This window comes from Paenibacillus sp. EC2-1 (assembly GCF_049311625.1).
In the GTDB taxonomy this organism is placed as follows: domain Bacteria; phylum Bacillota; class Bacilli; order Paenibacillales; family Paenibacillaceae; genus Paenibacillus_AQ.
Map to the genome: position 1 here is coordinate 1,683,355 of NZ_CP186006.1, position 18,945 is coordinate 1,702,299.

Annotated in this window: 19 protein-coding genes; 18 read left to right on the forward strand and 1 reads right to left on the reverse strand. The window is 44.2% G+C overall.

The window, feature by feature from the left end; genetic code table 11:
• The first annotated feature begins 54 nt into the window (after positions 1-54).
• From ftsZ to ACK8P5_RS07850, 13 genes are all read left to right on the forward strand, one after another.
• The gene (gene ftsZ, locus ACK8P5_RS07790) at positions 55-1,188 is read left to right on the forward strand and encodes a cell division protein FtsZ (RefSeq protein WP_422660383.1); all 1,134 of its coding nucleotides are present in this window, start codon (positions 55-57) and stop codon (positions 1,186-1,188) included.
• A gap of 260 nt (positions 1,189-1,448) precedes the next feature.
• Complete coding sequence (gene spoIIGA / locus ACK8P5_RS07795; protein WP_422661408.1) at positions 1,449-2,426, forward strand: sigma-E processing peptidase SpoIIGA; 978 nt, start codon at positions 1,449-1,451, stop codon at positions 2,424-2,426.
• 118 nt (positions 2,427-2,544) lie between these two features.
• A complete protein-coding gene (sigE, locus tag ACK8P5_RS07800) occupies positions 2,545-3,267 on the forward strand; it encodes an RNA polymerase sporulation sigma factor SigE (RefSeq protein ID WP_422660384.1) in 723 nt (240 codons plus the stop codon).
• 77 nt (positions 3,268-3,344) lie between these two features.
• The gene (sigG, locus tag ACK8P5_RS07805) at positions 3,345-4,127 is read left to right on the forward strand and encodes an RNA polymerase sporulation sigma factor SigG (protein WP_422660385.1); all 783 of its coding nucleotides are present in this window, start codon (positions 3,345-3,347) and stop codon (positions 4,125-4,127) included.
• 126 nt (positions 4,128-4,253) lie between these two features.
• Positions 4,254-4,601: a YlmC/YmxH family sporulation protein gene (locus ACK8P5_RS07810; protein WP_422660386.1), complete on the forward strand. Its 348-nt coding sequence runs from the start codon at positions 4,254-4,256 to the stop codon at positions 4,599-4,601.
• A 95-nt stretch (positions 4,602-4,696) separates the two neighbouring features.
• On the forward strand, positions 4,697-5,545 hold the full coding sequence (gene pgeF / locus ACK8P5_RS07815; protein ID WP_422660387.1) for a peptidoglycan editing factor PgeF: 849 nt from the start codon (positions 4,697-4,699) through the stop codon (positions 5,543-5,545).
• Between the two features lie 7 nt (positions 5,546-5,552).
• On the forward strand, positions 5,553-6,242 hold the full coding sequence (locus tag ACK8P5_RS07820) for a YggS family pyridoxal phosphate-dependent enzyme (RefSeq protein WP_422660388.1): 690 nt from the start codon (positions 5,553-5,555) through the stop codon (positions 6,240-6,242).
• 2 nt (positions 6,243-6,244) lie between these two features.
• Positions 6,245-6,691 (forward strand): cell division protein SepF, encoded by a 447-nt coding sequence (locus ACK8P5_RS07825; RefSeq protein WP_422660389.1) that lies wholly within the window; start codon positions 6,245-6,247, stop codon positions 6,689-6,691.
• Positions 6,692-6,699: 8 nt separating this feature from the next.
• Positions 6,700-6,972 carry a YggT family protein gene (locus ACK8P5_RS07830; protein ID WP_422660390.1) on the forward strand — a complete coding sequence of 91 codons (273 nt, stop codon included), beginning with the start codon at positions 6,700-6,702 and terminating at the stop codon, positions 6,970-6,972.
• Positions 6,973-6,986: 14 nt separating this feature from the next.
• On the forward strand, positions 6,987-7,769 hold the full coding sequence (locus ACK8P5_RS07835; protein WP_422660391.1) for an RNA-binding protein: 783 nt from the start codon (positions 6,987-6,989) through the stop codon (positions 7,767-7,769).
• A gap of 201 nt (positions 7,770-7,970) precedes the next feature.
• The gene (locus ACK8P5_RS07840; protein ID WP_422660392.1) at positions 7,971-8,465 is read left to right on the forward strand and encodes a DivIVA domain-containing protein; all 495 of its coding nucleotides are present in this window, start codon (positions 7,971-7,973) and stop codon (positions 8,463-8,465) included.
• Between the two features lie 444 nt (positions 8,466-8,909).
• Entirely contained in the window at positions 8,910-11,996 is a 3,087-nt protein-coding gene (gene ileS / locus ACK8P5_RS07845) for an isoleucine--tRNA ligase (RefSeq protein ID WP_422660393.1), read from the forward strand.
• Positions 11,997-12,296: 300 nt separating this feature from the next.
• On the forward strand, positions 12,297-12,566 hold the full coding sequence (locus ACK8P5_RS07850) for a DUF5665 domain-containing protein (RefSeq protein WP_422661409.1): 270 nt from the start codon (positions 12,297-12,299) through the stop codon (positions 12,564-12,566).
• Positions 12,567-12,655: 89 nt separating this feature from the next.
• Here ACK8P5_RS07850 and ACK8P5_RS07855 read toward each other — a convergent pair whose 3' ends face one another.
• Positions 12,656-13,396, reverse strand: a complete 741-nt coding sequence (locus ACK8P5_RS07855; RefSeq protein WP_422660394.1) for a TraR/DksA C4-type zinc finger protein — start codon at positions 13,394-13,396, stop codon at positions 12,656-12,658.
• 206 nt (positions 13,397-13,602) lie between these two features.
• Between ACK8P5_RS07855 and lspA the strand changes: the two genes are divergently transcribed.
• The 5 genes from lspA to ACK8P5_RS07880 all read left to right on the forward strand — a co-directional run bounded on the left by lspA (position 13,603) and on the right by ACK8P5_RS07880 (position 18,809).
• Positions 13,603-14,103 (forward strand): signal peptidase II, encoded by a 501-nt coding sequence (gene lspA / locus ACK8P5_RS07860; protein WP_422660395.1) that lies wholly within the window; start codon positions 13,603-13,605, stop codon positions 14,101-14,103.
• Entirely contained in the window at positions 14,103-15,062 is a 960-nt protein-coding gene (locus tag ACK8P5_RS07865; protein WP_422661410.1) for an RluA family pseudouridine synthase, read from the forward strand. Before lspA ends, ACK8P5_RS07865 begins: the two co-directional genes overlap by 1 nt.
• Positions 15,063-15,182: 120 nt before the next feature.
• On the forward strand, positions 15,183-15,338 hold the full coding sequence (locus ACK8P5_RS07870; RefSeq protein ID WP_422660396.1) for a hypothetical protein: 156 nt from the start codon (positions 15,183-15,185) through the stop codon (positions 15,336-15,338).
• A gap of 108 nt (positions 15,339-15,446) precedes the next feature.
• Positions 15,447-17,441: a ribosomal protection-like ABC-F family protein gene (abc-f, locus tag ACK8P5_RS07875; RefSeq protein ID WP_422660397.1), complete on the forward strand. Its 1,995-nt coding sequence runs from the start codon at positions 15,447-15,449 to the stop codon at positions 17,439-17,441.
• A 114-nt stretch (positions 17,442-17,555) separates the two neighbouring features.
• Positions 17,556-18,809, forward strand: coding sequence for an LL-diaminopimelate aminotransferase (locus tag ACK8P5_RS07880; protein WP_422660398.1), 1,254 nt, complete (start codon positions 17,556-17,558; stop codon positions 18,807-18,809).
• Positions 18,810-18,945: the final 136 nt, after the last annotated feature.

The window sequence follows — 18,945 nt, forward strand, 5'->3', positions numbered from 1 at the left end:
GTTCATTTGACAGTGGACGTGCCATCCGCGCACATTGAGGGGGAGATGGATTAGATGTTGGAATTTGATTTTGATATGGAGAGCCTGGCCCAGATTAAAGTAATTGGGGTAGGTGGCGGCGGTAGTAATGCAGTTAACCGCATGATTGAAAACGGCGTCCAAGGCGTCGAATTTATAACGGTGAATACGGATGCGCAAGCACTGCATCTTGCGAAGTCCGAGCATAAATTGCAAATTGGAGACAAGCTGACACGTGGACTTGGTGCTGGTGCGAATCCTGAAGTAGGTAAAAAGGCAGCAGAAGAGTCTCGTGACCTGATCATGAACACACTGAAAGGTGCTGACATGGTTTTTGTCACAGCTGGTATGGGTGGCGGAACAGGTACTGGAGCAGCTCCAGTTATCGCTGAAATCGCGAAAGAGTGTGGCGCATTGACAGTAGGTGTTGTCACTCGCCCGTTCACATTTGAAGGCCGTAAACGTTCTTCTCATGCAGAGCTTGGTATAGAGGCTTTGAAAGAGAAAGTTGATACACTAATCGTTATTCCGAATGATCGTTTGCTAGAGATTGTAGACAAGAAGACGCCTATGCTCGAAGCATTCCGTGAAGCGGATAATGTTCTTAGACAAGCGGTACAAGGTATTTCGGACTTGATCGCTGTACCAGGTCTCATCAACCTTGACTTTGCCGATGTTAAGACTATCATGACTGAGCGTGGTTCAGCGCTGATGGGTATTGGTATGGCTACGGGTGAGAACCGTGCGGCTGAAGCTGCGCGTAAAGCGATTATGAGTCCACTCCTCGAAACTTCGATCGAAGGCGCACGGGGAGTCATTATGAATATTACAGGTGGAGCGAATTTGTCTCTCTATGAGGTCAATGAAGCTGCAGAAATAGTCACTTCTGCGTCCGATCCAGAAGTGAATATGATCTTCGGTGCGATTATCGAAGAGAATATGAAGGAAGAGATTAAGGTAACGGTTATTGCTACTGGCTTCGAAAGCAAGCCTATGCAAGCACCACCTCAACCTGGACGTCGTCCTGTATCACAAGGTGAAGGCCAAAGCCAGCCTCAACAACAGACCGACAAGAGTAATGTGAACCTGAGACCATTCGGAAATCAGGGAAACAATGATCAACTAGATATTCCGACATTCCTTCGCAATCGCTCCCGCAACAACGATTAATTTATCGAAAGCCCGTTCTCTCTTACGAGAGAGCGGGCTTTTTCATATTTGTCATACCGATTTGATGTCCATTCCACCCATCTTTCTATATCTAAATTCTGAAAGACCTCTATAAACTGCCTCACATCGACAAAAATAGTCGGTGGACAACCCACAGGTTTAGACAGACTTTGATTTCTATTCTTCTTATACTAAAATCATCTCCCACAACTCAGAACAACAATAACCCCGGAAAGATTCCGGCTAGGCGGGTGAAGACCCTGGTTGTTTATATCGATTTAATCTTTCTAGCAAACCTGCTCATCGATGGTATATTGCTTGCTCTCACAGCTTGGATGAGGAGATTAAAGCCGAAGTGGTGGAGACTCTCTCTATCGGCAGCAGTAGGCGCACTGTATGTGGTGATGATGTTCGTGCCGGATTTGACGTTCTTATTCACTTTTCTGATCAAGTTCGGGCTTTCTTTAATGATGTTGTGGATTGCCTTCGGGTTTATCAGCTTGCAAAGTTACATGCGAAACTTAGCATCATTCTACATGATAAACTTTGCAGCCGCTGGAGGTATTATTGGGATTCATTATTTGATGCAAAATTCGGGAGAACTTTTTAGCGGAATCTGGTATACAGCCTCGGGCGGGCTTACGTTCGAATTAAAGGTTGGATTTTGGTTTGCTTGTATTGCTTTTTTTGTTGTGATTTTAGTCTTTAAAGCTGTACAGACCAATCGGCGTCAAGTTGAAAATCGTGAGCATCTAATGGGACACGTCACGGTATGTATTGGTGATAAGACGATTATGTGTACTGGATTGCTTGATACTGGAAATCAGTTGAGTGATCCGTTAACACGAACGCCAGTGATGGTGATGGAGGCTATCTTATGGGAATCTGAACTTCCTGAAGCGTGGTGTAAAAAGCTGGCGGAGGGTGAACCGGACAAACTCATTATGGAACTCGGGGATAATGATTTCATCTGGCAGGATCGGTTAAGGCTCGTACCGTATCGAGGAGTGAATCGGGGAGCGGCATTTATGCTAGCGATTAAACCTGACACCGTACGGATTGAACTCGGTGGCAAGGAGTATGTTTCTACAAAGGTGCTTATTGGGTTTGATGGGGGCACACTCTCAGGAGAAGGAGCCTATCAGGCAATCATTCATCCGAGTCTAACAGAGGGAGAGGGAAAGTTGGTTGAATGCAAGGACACAGAATATCTCGATATGCAGGAGAATCTCGTGTAGCCCTGCTTTGAGAGATGATCTGTGGATAACGCTTACGACGAGAGTTTTCCTTTGGAGAACTTTGAGATTACGCTTACGAAGTTAGTTTCCCCTAGGGAAACTTTTAGGAGGATAAGAGATGCCTGTAAAATGGAGATTAACGTTACAGCTGCAGTATTATCGTGTTTTATTCTTACTGGGATTAAAAAGTCAGGAAATCTATTATATCGGTGGTAGTGAAGCACTCCCTCCTCCACTGACTAGAGAAGAAGAGGAGTTTCTCCTTCAAAAGCTTCCGTCAGGAGACGCTGCTATTCGCGCGATGCTCATTGAACGGAATCTCAGACTAGTCGTTTATATCGCTCGTAAATTCGAGAACACAGGGATTAACATTGAGGATCTCGTCTCCATCGGAGCTATTGGATTAATAAAAGCGGTAAATACATTTGACCCAGAGAAAAAAATAAAATTAGCTACATATGCTTCGCGTTGTATCGAGAATGAGATTCTAATGTACCTGCGAAGAAATAGTAAAACACGCAGTGAGGTATCCTTCGATGAACCCTTAAACATTGATTGGGATGGGAACGAGCTCCTTCTATCTGATGTGTTGGGGACGGAAAATGATACGATTGGCCGGAATATCGAGGAACAGGTAGATCGTAAACTTTTGCAAAAAGCATTGGATAAATTAAGTGACCGGGAACGCATGATTATGGAGCTTCGTTTCGGTCTTCAGGACGGGGAAGAAAAGACGCAAAAAGACGTGGCAGACATGCTTGGAATCTCACAATCCTACATTTCCCGATTGGAAAAGCGGATAATAAAACGACTGCGTAAAGAATTCAACAAGATGGTTTAACTGGAAAAGGTCAGGAATAAAATAAAGACCCAGGGAGATAATGTACAGTAATGTTTCTCCTTGGGAGGTTAGTCATCATGACCCGAAACAAAGTTGAGATTTGTGGTGTGGATACGGCAAAATTGCCGGTTCTGACGAATGTGGAGATGAGAGAACTTTTTCATTCCTTACAGCAGAACAACGAACTTTTGGCTAGAGAAAAATTGGTTAACGGTAACTTGAGATTGGTGCTTAGTGTCATTCAGCGTTTTAATAATCGCGGTGAATTTGTGGATGATCTGTTCCAGGTGGGATGCATCGGCCTTATGAAAGCCATTGATAATTTCGATCTATCACAAAACGTTAAGTTCTCCACCTACGCTGTACCGATGATTATCGGAGAAATACGCCGCTACTTAAGGGACAATAATCCGATTCGTGTATCAAGGTCCTTAAGAGATATCGCTTATAAAGCGTTGCAGGTTAGGGATCAGCTTACGAATTTGAATTCACGTGAACCGACTATTTTTGAAATTTCCGAGGCACTGAATGTTCCGAAAGAAGACGTTGTGTTTGCACTTGATGCCATTCAGGATCCTGTTTCTTTATTTGAACCGATTTATAACGATGGTGGAGACCCCATTTTTGTAATGGATCAGATCAGTGATGATAAGAACAAAGATATTTCCTGGATTGAGGAGATTGCACTCCGTGAAGCAATGCACAAGCTAGGACAGCGTGAAAAAATGATTTTGTCCATGCGTTTTTACGAAGGTAAGACCCAAATGGAAGTCGCTGACGAGATCGGTATTTCGCAGGCTCAAGTTTCACGTCTTGAGAAATCAGCTATCAAACAAATGCAGAAACATGTTAAAACGTAATGTGTCGTAACTGGAATGGAACTACATCACGATCCCTTTTATAGGGGTCGTTTTTTCTTTGTCTTAAAAAAATAGTTATTTTGCGGGCTGCTAACATATATTGAAATATAGTACATCTAGGGTGTGATGACGGTGATATCCGATAATCAGATGGTGGGGAAAATGATGAAAATTTCCGACTTTCAAACTAAAGATGTCATCAATATTATTGATGGCAAAAGACTTGGTCAGGTAAGTGATCTGGAGCTTGATTTAAGGCAAGGCCGCATTGAAGCCATTGTTGTACCGAGTTATGGGAAATTCATGGGGCTGTTCGGGGGTGGTAGCGACCTTGTCATCCCATGGCGGAATATTGTAAAGATCGGTTCAGACGTGGTGCTGGTGAAGATGGAGGAAGTCAGAAAAGTACCTGATGAGCAGGAGCCGGTAGGCTATCTTGAGCGTCCTGAGCGTGGAGATCGAAGAACTTATTAAAGCTATTGTCAATAATGGACCCTTGGAGGAGAGCTTTAGCTTAGAAAATGTATCGGCGGACGCTTTTCTGTTACACTGGTGTAGAGGTGAATAACATGGAACCGTTTGTGAAGCAAGACCAGCAGGGACCAAGCTTGTTTATGCTGGAATCGTGGAAAGATGAAAGAGCCGGTCTCACGGCCGGCTTTAGTGGGCGAGATGGCGGTGTAGGCGCGGCTCCTTATAATAGTCTTAATTTGGCTCTCCATGTAGGAGATAAGCAGGAAGACGTGATCGAGAACCGGAGACGGACAGCTGAAATGCTTGGTTTCTCGCTTGAGGATTGGACCTGTGGTGAACAAGTTCATCGTAGTGAAATAGCTGTGATTGGGCCATCCGAGTGTGGAAGAGGGAGTCTGGATCGGCAATCAGCGATTCAAGATACAGATGGATTGCTAACGAATACTCCGGGTGTGCTGCTGGCTTCCTATTATGCTGACTGTGTACCTTTGTATTATTGGGATCCGGTTAAAGAGGTCGTTGGACTGGCTCACGCAGGCTGGAAAGGGACTGTAGCAGGCATAGCGAGCCGGATGGTCGAGGAGATGACGAGTGAGTTTGGAAGTTCTCCTAAAGACATTAGAACAGCTATAGGACCTTCTATTGGCCAGTGCTGTTATGAGGTAGACGATAAAGTGATGTCCAAGGTTAACGATTTAGGGTTGACTGTAGAGGGTAATAACATAGACTCAGCTGTACTTTACGTCGACAAGGGAAACGGTAAATATATGCTCAACTTGAAAGAAATAAACAGACACATTATGATAAAAGCAGGAATAATGACGGATCATATCGAATGTACTTCTTGGTGTACAAGCTGTCGTAACGATTTATTCTTTTCATACCGTAAGGACGAAGGTACGACAGGGCGTATGGCGAGCTGGATTGGAATGAGAAAGAGGTGAGTCTCCCTTGAGTTTGAAAGAGCGCATTAGTCAAGTTGAACAGCAGGTGTCGGAAGCTTGCCGCAGAAGCGGAAGGAACCGAGATGAGGTGGGTGTGATCGCAGTAACCAAATACGTTTCGGTTGATATGACCGCAGCTGTATTGGATCATGGCATTCGTCATATTGGGGAGAATCGCTGGCAGACTGCCGAAGAGAAGTGGCGTGCTCTTGGTGAACGAGGGATATGGCATTTTATCGGTCATCTCCAGACGAATAAGGTCAAAGATGTGATCGGTAAATTTCAATATATTCATTCGCTGGATCGACTATCTCTTGCTAACGAACTGGAGAAGAAAGCAGCTGCCCTGGATGTACAAGTCTCTGCATTTATGCAGGTGAATATTTCAGGTGAAGCATCGAAGTATGGTCTGCAGCCTGAACAGGCGGCTTCTTTTCTTAAAGAAATCAACCGCTTGAAGCATGTCAATGTAATCGGGCTAATGACCATGGCCCCTTTTGAATCATCTGCAGAGGATACGAGACCCGTATTCCGTGGATTAAGACAACTAAGAGATGAGCTGAACCTTCAGGCGCTTACGCCGGAGCCGATTACTGAACTATCCATGGGGATGTCTAATGATTTCGAAGTGGCTATTGAAGAAGGGGCAACCTGGGTGCGTCTGGGCTCGATATTAGTTGGAAAAGAGGAGGAGTGACAATGGGCGTGATGAACCGGTTTATGAATTTCCTTGGATTGCAGGATGAAGAAGAGGTTGTCGAACGCGAAGTACTTGCTTCGCAAGAAGAGCCGGTGGAAACACCGCCGTTCGAGAATCGTAAAAACGCTAAGGGTGGCAATGTGGTAAGTATACATTCACAGAAAAATGTAAAGGTTGTCCTCGTAGAGCCCCGTTCTTATGATGAGGCTCAGGATATCGCGGATCATCTGCGGTCTTTCCGCACGGTTGTCGTTAATCTGCAACGTGTCCGTAACGATCAAGCACTGCGTATTATAGATTTTCTTAGTGGAACTGTATATGCACTTGGTGGAGGCATTTCCAAAGTGGGTGGCAACATCTTTCTTTGCACGCCGGATACCGTTGAGATTCAGGGTTCGATCACCGAGATTTTAGCAGACGAGCAAGATTACAACAGAATGAGGTGACTTAGGCTTTGACGGCTAATATTTATGCTTTAGTAGGTGTTTTATTTCAGATTTATTTTTACATGATACTTGTGTATGTGTTAATGTCATGGCTGCCGAATGTACGTGAGAGTTTTATTGGAGAGTTGCTTGGTAAGTTGGTAGAGCCTTATCTCGCACCGTTTCGCCGTTTCATCCCACCAATCATGGGTATGATTGATATTTCTCCAATCATAGCGTTATTCGTACTTCAATTGGCACAAAGTGGCGTATACGGCGTACTCGGTTTCTTCTTGCGCTAGAAAGGATTTAAGCGATGCAACCAGAAATATACGAACACTTTCACCGGGATGAACGGGAGTTTGTTGACAGAGCATGGGAATGGGTCGTGAACGCGGGGCAGTACCATGAGATGAAGCTGACAGATTTCCTGGATCCCCGCCAGCGGTTTATTTTAGAAAGCCTCGTTAACCGTCATCCGGATGTTCATGCGGTTTATAGCGGAGGGTATCCTGATGCAGAGCGTGTACGAGCTTTAGTTGCTCCAGATTACAGGGATCTCAGTGATGAAGATATGGGACTTAAAGTACTGGGTATTACTTCAGGAGATCAGAAGTTTCTTGCTCTGGAGCATGGGGATTACATGGGATCGGTGCTTGGTCTTGGTATTAAACGATCAAAGATTGGGGACATTCATGTATTAGATGATGGTTGCCATGTCGTTGTAGCTGAAGACATAGGTAGTTATCTGCACATGAATCTTAATCAGGTACACCGTGTGCATGTGATGACTGAGCTTCTGCCTATACAGGAATTGAAAGTGAAAAAATCTAAGCTTGAGGTAATGGAGCTGACGGTAGCATCCCTTCGTCTGGATGGTATAGCGAGTGATGTATACCGAATAAGCCGCACGAAGATAGTTGTTCCCATTAAGGCAGGCCGTTGCCGTGTCAATTGGAGAGTAGCAGAGGATCCTTCGACCATGCTTAAAGATGGAGATATGGTTTCCATCCAAGGATTTGGCCGTTTTAAAGTACTGGAAACGGGAGGATTGACAAAGAAAGGGCGATACCGCGTCAAGGTCGGTAAATTTACCTGAATCGTTTGAAGGATTTGCCGTTTTTTTGTCGAAACGTTCTACAATGAATATTAATGTAAGGTTTTTCAATATTTTGGTAGTAATCATTTTGTGAGATTATGCCGATACATCTGTTGACCGCTTGTGTTACAGGCGGGTGGTTCGGCTTCGAGCAGCGGTTGAAAACCTCATGCGAAGCCATATTCTTAGGAGGTGCACATCATGCCATTAACACCGCTGGACATACATAATAAAGAGTTTGCCCGCCGTATCCGTGGTTACGATGAGGACGAGGTTAATGAGTTTTTGGATCAAGTCATTAAAGATTATGAAAGTGTAATCCGTGAGAACAAGGAATTGCACAACCAATTAATGTCTTTGCAAGAGAGATTGGATCATTTCGTTAACATTGAGGACACACTATCCAAGACCATTATCGTCGCACAGGAAGCGGCAGATGAGTTGAAGAACAACGCGAAGAAGGAAGCGCAGCTGATTGTTAAGGAATCTGAGAAGAATGCAGACCGGATTATTAACGAGGCTCTAAGCAAATCACGCAAAGTTTCGCTTGAAGTGGAAGAACTCAAGAAACAAGCATCCATCTATCGGACACGCTTCCGCTCTTTGGTAGAAGCTCAATTGGAACTGTTGAAGCATGACGGTTGGGAGTCACTAGAGAGTCGTGAGCCAAGTCTGGAGCCTAAAGAAGTTTACTAAGGCCAATGGGTAATACCATGTTGACTTTTTTTCAGAAAGAGTCTATAACTAATAACATATTATGATTTGCATACGAATTCGTTGATGGGAATAGTACGTCAGGAAACTGTATCCTCAGAGAGTTGGCACCCTGCTGAAAGCCAATGTTCAGACCTTACGGAAGATCCTCCCGGAGAAGTGAAGCTGAAATCGCCTTTAAGCGTGAGTAAGCAGAACCGTCAGCCGAACGTTATATCGGCTCCGTGTCTTAGAAGACATGGACTTGAGGTGTCGTCTTTTGTGCAGAGTTCGATAGGAACTGACTGTACGAAAGCGAAATTAGGGTGGTCACGCGAGCTAGGTTCTCGTCCCTTTGGGGATGGGGCCTTTTTTATTTGCCAATTTTTCTCCCGAGGAAGCAAGAGGGTTAGATCTAACCCTCAGCATAAAGAAAGGAAGATCATGATGAACAGAGTAGATGTCAAAGAGAAAGCGCGGGCAAGAGAGCTCCGCATTTTGCAGAAATGGAATGAAGAAGATACGTTTAAGAAAACAATGCAGTACCGCGAGGGGAAGCCGAATTATGTATTTTATGAAGGTCCTCCGACGGCGAATGGAGCTCCTCATATCGGGCATGTACTTGGCCGTGTAATCAAAGACTTTGTTGGTCGCTATCAGACGATGAAGGGCTATCACGTTATTCGTAAAGCGGGCTGGGATACACATGGACTTCCAGTTGAGCTTGGTGTTGAGAAGCAGCTTGGCATTTCTGGTAAGCAAGAGATTGAGAATTATGGCGTTGAAGCATTCATTAAGAAGTGTAAGGCAAGTGTGTTCGAGTATGAGCACAAGTGGCGTGAACTGACAGAAGCGATCGGCTACTGGACAGACCTTGATAACCCATACATTACGCTAGAGAACAACTATATCGAAAGCGTATGGAATATCCTTGCTACGATTCACGACAAAGGCTTGCTCTATCGCGGTCACCGTGTAAGTCCATATTGCCCTTGCTGTCAGACGACTCTTAGCTCCCACGAGGTTGCTCAAGGGTATGAGGATGTTAAAGACCTGAGTGCTACAGCGAAGTTCAAGCTTGATGGCAGTGGTGAATATGTACTGGCTTGGACGACAACGCCTTGGACACTTCCTTCTCACGTTGCACTGGCCGTTAACCCAGATATGGATTATGCCCGCGTTCAGCAAGAAGATGGTGTGTACATCGTTGCAAGTAATCTGGTAGAGAAGGTTATGAAAGGTGATCATACAGTCCTTTCTACACTAAAAGGATCAGAGCTTGTTGGTCAGACTTACACTCCACCATTTACATTTGTTAAGGCTGAAAAATCAAACGTCATCGTTGGAGCTTCATTCGTAACAGATGCAAGTGGTACGGGTATCGTGCATTTGGCGCCTGCGCATGGTGAAGATGACTATCGTGTCTGCCGTGAGAATGGCATTAGCTTCGTAAGTGTTGTGAACGCTCAAGGCCGTTATACGGATGAGGTAACCGATTTTGCGGGACGTTTTGTAAAAGATTGTGACCTCGATATCGTAAAGTCTCTTTCCGAAAAAGGCTTGTTGTACAGCAAAGAGAAATACGAGCACAGCTATCCATTCTGCTGGCGTTGTAAATCTCCGCTTCTCTATTATGCGATGGAGAGCTGGTTCATTGAGACGACTGCGGTTAAGGACCAACTGATTGCGAACAATAACGCTGTTACCTGGTATCCAGGGCATGTGCGTGATGGACGTTTCGGTAAGTTCCTAGAAGACCTCGTAGACTGGAATATTAGCCGTAACCGATACTGGGGAACACCGCTGAACGTATGGGTATGTGAATCCGGCGAGCACCAGTTTGCACCACATAGCATTGCAGAGCTTCGTGAGCATGCAATCGGTGATGTACCCGAGGATTTAGAGCTGCATAAACCTTATGTGGATGAGGTTAAGGTGAAATGTCCTCACTGTGAAGGCGTTATGGAACGTACTTCAGAAGTAATTGATGTGTGGTTTGATTCCGGCTCCATGCCTTTTGCACAGTATCACTATCCGTTCAAAGAAGAGAGCAAGTTTGATCAGCAATTCCCGGCAGATATGATCTGTGAAGGAATTGACCAGACACGTGGCTGGTTCTACAGTCTCTTGGCGGTATCCACACTCTTTACAGGCAAAGCGCCGTATAAAGCAGTTATGGCTACAGGACATATTTTGGATGAGAACGGACAGAAGATGTCCAAATCCAAAGGAAATGTTATCGATCCTTGGGAAATCATTAACGAGTACGGCACAGATGCATTCCGTTGGGCTCTTCTCGCTGATAGCGCACCTTGGAACAGCAAACGTTTCTCCAAAGGGATCGTAGGCGAAGCGAAGTCTAAAGTCATTGATACATTGGTTAACACTCACGCTTTCTTGACGCTATATGCAGGCATTGATGGCTACGATCCAGCCGAACATGAGTTTAAGCCATCAAACAACAAGTTGGACCGCTGGATACTATCTCGTCTGAACAGTTTGATCCAAGGCGTGAACAAAGGTCTCGAAGTGAATGACTTCTTGAATACTGCAAAAGCGATTGAGTCCTATGTGGATGAGCTGAGTAACTGGTATATCCGCCGGTCGCGTGATCGCTTCTGGGGCAGTGGACTTGGAGAAGATAAATTAGCAGCATACGGAACACTTACGCATGTGCTTCTGACGTTGTCGAAGCTCATGGCTCCGTTCACACCAATGCTTTCCGAAGATATTTTCGTGAATCTGGGTGGAGGAGAAAGCGTACATTTGGCTGATTATCCACAAGCAGATGAGTCCATGATCGATAAGACGCTTGAGCAGAACATGGAAACGGCTCGTCAGATTGTAGAGCTTGCTCGTAACGTTCGTAATGAAACAGCGATTAAGACACGTCAGCCATTGTCTGAGCTTATCGTTTCAATGGACCGTGACTTTGACCTAGCAGATTATGAAGACATCATCAAAGAAGAGATCAATGTAAAACAGATTATCGTTGAGACTAGCGATAGCGGTTTTGTAGACTTTACGTTGAAGATGAATTTGAAAATCGCAGGCAAAAAATACGGGAAGAACATTGGCTTCCTGCAAGGCTTCCTCAAAGGCATGTCCAGTGAAGAAACACGCACTGTCGTTCAAAATGGTGGTGTAAACGTGACTTCACCGGAGGGAGAAGAGCTGCAGATTACAGCTGAAGAGCTGCTAATCGAGAAGCAGGCGAAAGAAGGTTTCGCTTCTGCATCTGGTTATGGTTTGACCGTAGCGCTCAATACTGATATCACGCCTGAGCTGGAGCAAGAAGGCTGGGTGCGTGAAGTGGTCCGTGCTGTGCAGGATACGCGGAAAAAGCTCGATCTGCCGATCGAGAAACGTGTAGTTTTGACCCTTCATGCTGATGAAGAGCTTCAAGCGTCCATTACCGCATATGACAGTGTTTTGCGCGATAACGTGCTGGTGACAGAAGTTCATTTTGGACAAAAAGAAGGTATGGAGATTGTTGAACTGGGCGGTAAAACGATCGGTATTCATATCGGCTAGTAGACAGATCGTTATTTAATTAGCATCTAAATATAAGATTTACTAAAGCCATCGGTTTCGGGATATTATTTCGGAGCTGATGGCTTTTTTATGTTGCATTTGAATGGTAAGAATGATTTTGTTGCATAATATCAAAAATATGGGGAGAGCGAGAGGGATTTTACGAATATGGTCACATGAGAATAAATAAAGATTTAGTTAGAAAAGGAGTCGATTACCATGGGGAAGAAAATCGATAAACCGCAAAAGGTTGAGAATGAATCCCAGCAACTTGAGGAGGAAAAAGATCAACTCAGTAAAATGTATATACTTACGGAGAAGATTGCAGCGCAGTTAGAGAAATCTCGCATTGCAGACTATACCCAGTTGCTAAACAGACCATGGAAGCTGATCTGGTTGAATCTACTGGCAGGATCGGCAAAAGGCGTAGGGATCGCGATTGGTTTTACTTTTTTTGCTGCGACCATTATTTACTTTCTTCAAGCGCTCGGTGCGTTGAATCTGCCTATAATCGGTGATTATATTGCCGATATCGTACGTATTGTTCAAAGACAGCTTGAGCTGGGATAACGAAGCAAAATTCGATTTTATAAAAATGAAAAAGCGGAATCAGCCAAGAAGCTGAAACCGCACTTTATAATGAAAAAGTTACATTGTCCTTATTCTAAAGGATCGTCATCTCCTGGATCCGCATAAGGGTCGAGAAGGAAGGTTCCCTCGCCTTTATTCAAGTAATCGTAGTATTGATCGCCGCGGACGATGAATACTTCTGTATTATCAATATTTGTAGCTACAAAGTTCTCGTAGATCTCTACAAATCCACCCTGGTCATCGTTATCTTCAAAGTCCATCTCATTGTAGCTAGATACATTAGGGTTCTCGGCCATTGCTGGTGAATTGGAACTGCCCATGCTTTCAAGGATTTGAAGTGCATCCTCCCCATCAAATCCGGAATACTCATGTTCATCCAGACTGGAACGCCCAAATGGAGGGGAAAGATACTCTTCTTCAACCGGACGATTATGCGAAAGCTCTTTGCGAGGTGTATCCTCGATACAGTACATCGTATCAGGAATTGCTTGCAAACGTTCGAATGGAATAGGTTTTCCACAGACAACACACGTCCCGTACTGACCATCCTCGATCGACTCTAAAGAGGACAGAACACGCTGTAATTGAAGTTCAGCCAGATCCTGAAGCCCGACATCTTTTTCCCGTTCGTATAGCTCTGTTGCAAGATCAGCAGGATGATTATCAATATGTGACAGTTCGCCGGTATTATCGCGTTCGGCTACACTTAAGCCATGATTATCATTACTATTCAGACGTTCTAATTCGGTTTTACGGTCAAGTAGTTGGCGATGTAGCTGTTTCATTTGCTTTTCTGATAAGTGTGACATGGACAGCTCCTTTCAGGTCTTGTTGCAGACCGCTTGATCCTATCTATATAGTGCGCGTTAATGGACAATTTTAGAGACGGAAAATGTTCACCGTATTGGACGGGAATGGACGATTTCAAAGTTGCTGTGCTACAATAAGGGCAAACTCCATTTGAATGGTGGGGTGTTTTTTTTCGCACTAGACAAGATCGGAGTGACAAGTTACTGTGGCCTATTATTTAATTGCGCTTATTGTATTCCTCGTCGATCAGGGAATTAAATATTTGATCGCAACCCGGCTTGAATTGTATGAGCAAATTCCAGTGATCGGAGATTTTTTCGTCATCACATCAAGTCGTAATCGCGGGGCAGCATTTGGCATTTTGCAGGATCAGATCTGGTTCTTCATTGTTGTGACTGTTCTGGTCGTTGTCGGTATTATCTGGTATATGAGAAAAGTGACTGCTGAAGGTCGCAAATTGCTACCCGTAGCGCTTGCACTTGTTCTGGGTGGTGCACTAGGGAACTTCATTGATCGCCTTGTGATGGGAGAGGTTGTAGATTTCCTCCAATTCACGTTTGGAACCTATACGTTCCCAATCTTTAATATCGCTGATTCTTGTATTGTCATTGGTGTGGGATTGATCATTTTGGACACCATACTGGATGGGAAGCGCGAACAAGCACGTTCAGGTCAACAGAGTTCCGGTAAGGAAGGGAATGAATAATTTTGCACGATGGCAAAAGACTAGAAGATGAATTTCAACAAGATATAAATGAGCATGAGTGGACTGTAGAATCCGAAGATGCTAAAGCAAGAATTGATAAATACATAGCGGAGGCGCTGGGTGAAGAGGCGTCACGCTCACAAGTTCAGTTATGGATAGCCGATGGGCATTTGAAGGTCAATGACAATCAAGTGAAGTCGAATTATAAACTGAATACAGGAGATCGAATTTCACTTGTCATTCCTGAGGTAGCGGCGGTCGAAATTACACCGGAGGATATTCCACTTGATGTTGCTTATGAAGACAGTGATCTGATCGTTGTGAATAAGCCTAGAGGTATGGTAGTACACCCTGCTCCAGGTCATCCATCGGGGACACTCGTCAATGCGCTTATGCACCATTGTAAGGATTTATCCGGAATTAATGGAGAGCTTCGCCCTGGTATTGTCCACCGAATCGATAAGGATACATCTGGATTGATTATGGCCGCGAAGAATGATAAAGCCCATGCTTCACTTGCTGCTCAATTGAAGGAGCATAGTGTCAACCGACGTTATTATGCATTAGTGCATGGTAATATCAGTCATGATCAGGGTACGGTAGATGCACCTATAGGTAGAGATCCGCATGATCGTAAACTTTATATGGTGACTGATCGAAATAGTAAACATGCGGTAACCCATTTTACTGTCGTTGAGCGATTCGGGGATTATAGTTTGCTTGAATTAAAGCTGGAAACGGGTCGGACTCATCAGATTCGTGTGCATATGAAGTATATAGGACATTCACTAGTGGGAGATCCAGTGTATGGTAAGAGTAAGGGGCTTAAAATGAACGGACAGGCACTTCATGCTGCTGTTCTTGGATTCATCCACCCGACCTCGAATGAATATATGGAATTTACGGCACCTTTGCCGGAAGAGATGGAGGAACTGTTAGCGGTGCTACGAAGCCGCTAGCGGTTTTTTTTTTGACTGTCATTAGTTAATGGCTAATTCTTAAAAGAATTTCCACTTATTGCATCTGGTTTATATTTGTGCTATATTCAAAACAATTATGATATGGGGAGGTGAGGTAGGATGAATATCGAGATGGTAAACAACTGTATTAGCCGGCTGCCGCTTGCTATGGCTGGCATTGCTCACACTTTTTCTTACAACGGGAGAAGTCTGTCCAATTTTAATAATACAGATTGTACCATTGCGAGAAGTCACCTGCCTGCCCACACGGAGTAAACCCTTAGAAAGGTTTGCGTTTTGTTTGGAAAAGGCCGCGGAGCTTGCTCTGCGGCCTTTTTTGTGTTGCAGTAAGGTCTTCTCCATAAATTAGGAGGAACCTTAATTATGATATTAATAAATGCTAAAGAATTAACACAGTACTATGGCGCGAACCTTGTGCTTGACCATATTCATTTTGAAATTAAAGAAGGAGAGAGAGTAGGGTTAATAGGCTGTAATGGAAGCGGGAAATCAACCCTCATGCGTCTTCTCGCGGGTAAGTTGGTCCCAGACGAAGGACAGTTGATGATAAGGAGAAATACAAAGATCGGTTATCTAGCTCAAGTTCCATCCATTGATGAGCATTGTACCGTATTCGATGTTTTGACAGAGGGCCTAAAGGAATTAGGTGAGTGTCGCTGCCAAATATCGGAGCTGGAACAGATGATGGGTGATCCTCTCTATGTCGGAAATGATGAGAAGCTTGAACAACTGCTTAGGAGATATGCCTCTCTTCAAGAACGCTTTGAACGTGAAGGTGGATATGAGATGGATGCGACCATCGATCAAGTGGCTTTAGGACTAGATATATCAAAAGATGCATATCAACTTCGGTTTAGTTCGTTATCTGGAGGTGAGCAGACCCGTGTGATATTGGCATCTCAGCTGATCGTAAAGCCAGAATTGTTGTTGCTCGATGAACCCACGAATCATCTCGACTTGGCGCGGACCGAATGGCTGGAATCTTATTTACAAGATTATAATGGGACATGCGTCATTATTTCTCATGACCGTTACTTTCTCGACCGTGTAATCTCAAAGACAATTGAAATAGAAGACGGAGAAGCATTCGCTTCGGATGGTGGATATACAGACTATATGAAGGAGAAGGAAGAAAGGCTGTTACAACAATTCAACGATTATCAAGAACAACAAAAGAAGATCAAAAAGATGAATGAGACTATTAGGCAGTTAGAAGAATGGGGTAGAAACGGTGACAATGAAAAGTTTTTCAAGAGAGCAGCTTCCATGCGCCGATCACTGGAACGAATGGAAAGGATCAAGCGTCCCGTTTTGGAGCGGCGTCACGCAGAATTTGCAGTTGATTCGCTGGATCGATCCGGACGCCGAGTAGCCGTCTTTGAACAACTTGAAAAGTCCTACGGAAGAAAGTCTATACTTAAAAATGCAAACGGCTTATTGGAGTATGGGGATAAGTTTGTCTTGATGGGTCGTAACGGCAGTGGTAAGACCACATTGTTTAAGATGCTGCTTGGCGAAGAGAAGCCCGATTCCGGATGGTTGGAATTGGGGGCACGGGTTAATGTTGGCTACTTGCCTCAGCAGGAGGAGCCAACTGACTTAAAAGCAACCGTATTGGATTTCTTTAAGAAAAATGCGAAAGTCGAAGAAGGTGAAGCACGTGGGATGTTGGCCAGGTACTTATTCTTCGGTCCCAACGTGTTTCGAGCGGTAGGGCAGCTATCGGGTGGTGAATGGACACGACTTAGACTAGCACTGCTAATGCATCAAAAACCGAACCTACTCTTACTTGATGAGCCGACGAATCACTTGGATATTGCCTCAAGAGAAGCGTTGGAAGAAATGCTTATTGATTATACAGGAACGGTTCTGGCGATATCACATGACCGTTATTTCATTAATCGACTAGCACAACGAATATGGGAAATTGAAGAGTGCCAGTTAAGTATTTATCTTGGTAACTATGATGCTTATCGTGACAAGAAGGCAGAGCAACTAGCAAAGATCCAATTACAATCACAAGAAACTCAAAACCAAGAACACTCAGGGCGATTATGTAGAGGGTCTTCCCATGATGTGGATACATCACGGGCTTCCTTAGCTAAGGGTTCAGCCAAGGAACGACAGAGACAGTCCAAGGATAAAAGGGAATTAGTAACAGATAAACTTCAGCGGCTCGAACAAGATATATCTTCATTGGAAGCTAAAATTCAATCGCTTGAATTAGTGATGAAACTCGAAACGATCCAGACTGAGGAAGCGGATGATCTGCTTAAGCTGGAACAACAATGGAATGAGCATGAAGCTCTTGTACTGCAGCGCGATAAGCTTCTCGCTGAGTGGATAGAGCTATCCTAGGATGGATATTACAATAGTACAAATCATTTGATACAAAATACATGGCTCATCTTGCGTTTTTACGGCATATTTAACAATATCAGTAAACGCTATAGTGGGAGATGAGTGCAAATCATGAACATGGAACAATATCAAGATACATTTATTCAGCACAACTTTGCAGATCGAATCGGTGGATCAAACTATGGAAAAGATACAGCAATTTATAAATTTGAGAAGATTAAACGGGCTAAAGCTGCAGCCAAAAAAGAATTTCCACATATAGAGTTAATCGATATGGGGGTTGGTGAACCGGACGAAATGGCTGATGCGGGGATCGTAAGAAAACTGGCAGAAGAAGCGGCTAAGCCAGAGAATCGTGGGTATGCGGATAACGGAATATCTGAGTTTAAAGAGGCAGCGGTTCGTTATTTAGAAGAGGTATTTAACGTGGAAGGATTGGATGCTGAAACCGAGGTTCTCCATTCTATTGGCTCCAAACCAGCGCTTGCCATGCTTCCATCTTGCTTCATTAACCCAGGTGATGTGACGATTATGACTGTACCTGGTTATCCGATTCTTGGTACGCATACGAAATATCTGGGTGGTGAGGTATACACGGTAGAGCTGAAGAAGGAGAATGCCTTCTTGCCTGATTTAAATGCCATACCTGAGGAAATCGCCAGACGAGCGAAGCTTCTCTATTTGAACTATCCGAACAATCCGACAGGGGCTAGTGCGACAGTAGAGTTTTTTGAAGAAGTGGTGGCATGGGCACGTAAATACAATGTAGTTGTTGTCCATGATGCTCCCTATGCTGCTCTTACTTATGACGGAAGGAAGCCTCTTAGCTTCTTATCTGTACCTGGGGCCAAAGATGTAGGCGTTGAGCTGCATTCCTTGTCTAAGTCTTACAATATGACTGGATGGCGTATTGGGTTTATCGCGGGCAATCCACTCATTGTAAAGGCATTCGGTGATGTGAAGGACAACAACGATTCGGGTCAATTTATTGCTGTACAAAAGGCGGCTGCTTATGGTTTGCAACATCCTGAGATTACTGAGAAAATTGCCGCCAAGTATTCACGTCGTCACGATATGCTGGTTGCTGTACTAAATGAACTGGGATTTACAGCGGAAAAGCCAAAGGGTTCATTCTTCCTCTACGTTGAAGCTCCAAAAGGTATTAAAGGTGGTCGCAGGTTCGAATCTGGAGAAGAGTTCTCCCAGTACCTTATTCGAGAAAAACTCATCTCTACAGTGCCTTGGGATGATGCAGGACACTTTGTGCGATTTTCTGTTACATTTATCTCTAATGGTGAAAAGGATGAGAAACGTGTGATATCGGAAATTAGGGATAGACTTAGTGATGTTGAGTTCGAATTCTAGTCTGTTTTGTAGGCAACTTTGGTTGACAACCTTCTATAGGTCTGTCATAATTTAAATCAGTCGAATAGCACCTTTAAATCAGTCCCGTGAGGCTGGCAAGGTAACGTGAACCAAACGTTCATGTATGGGAGCATCA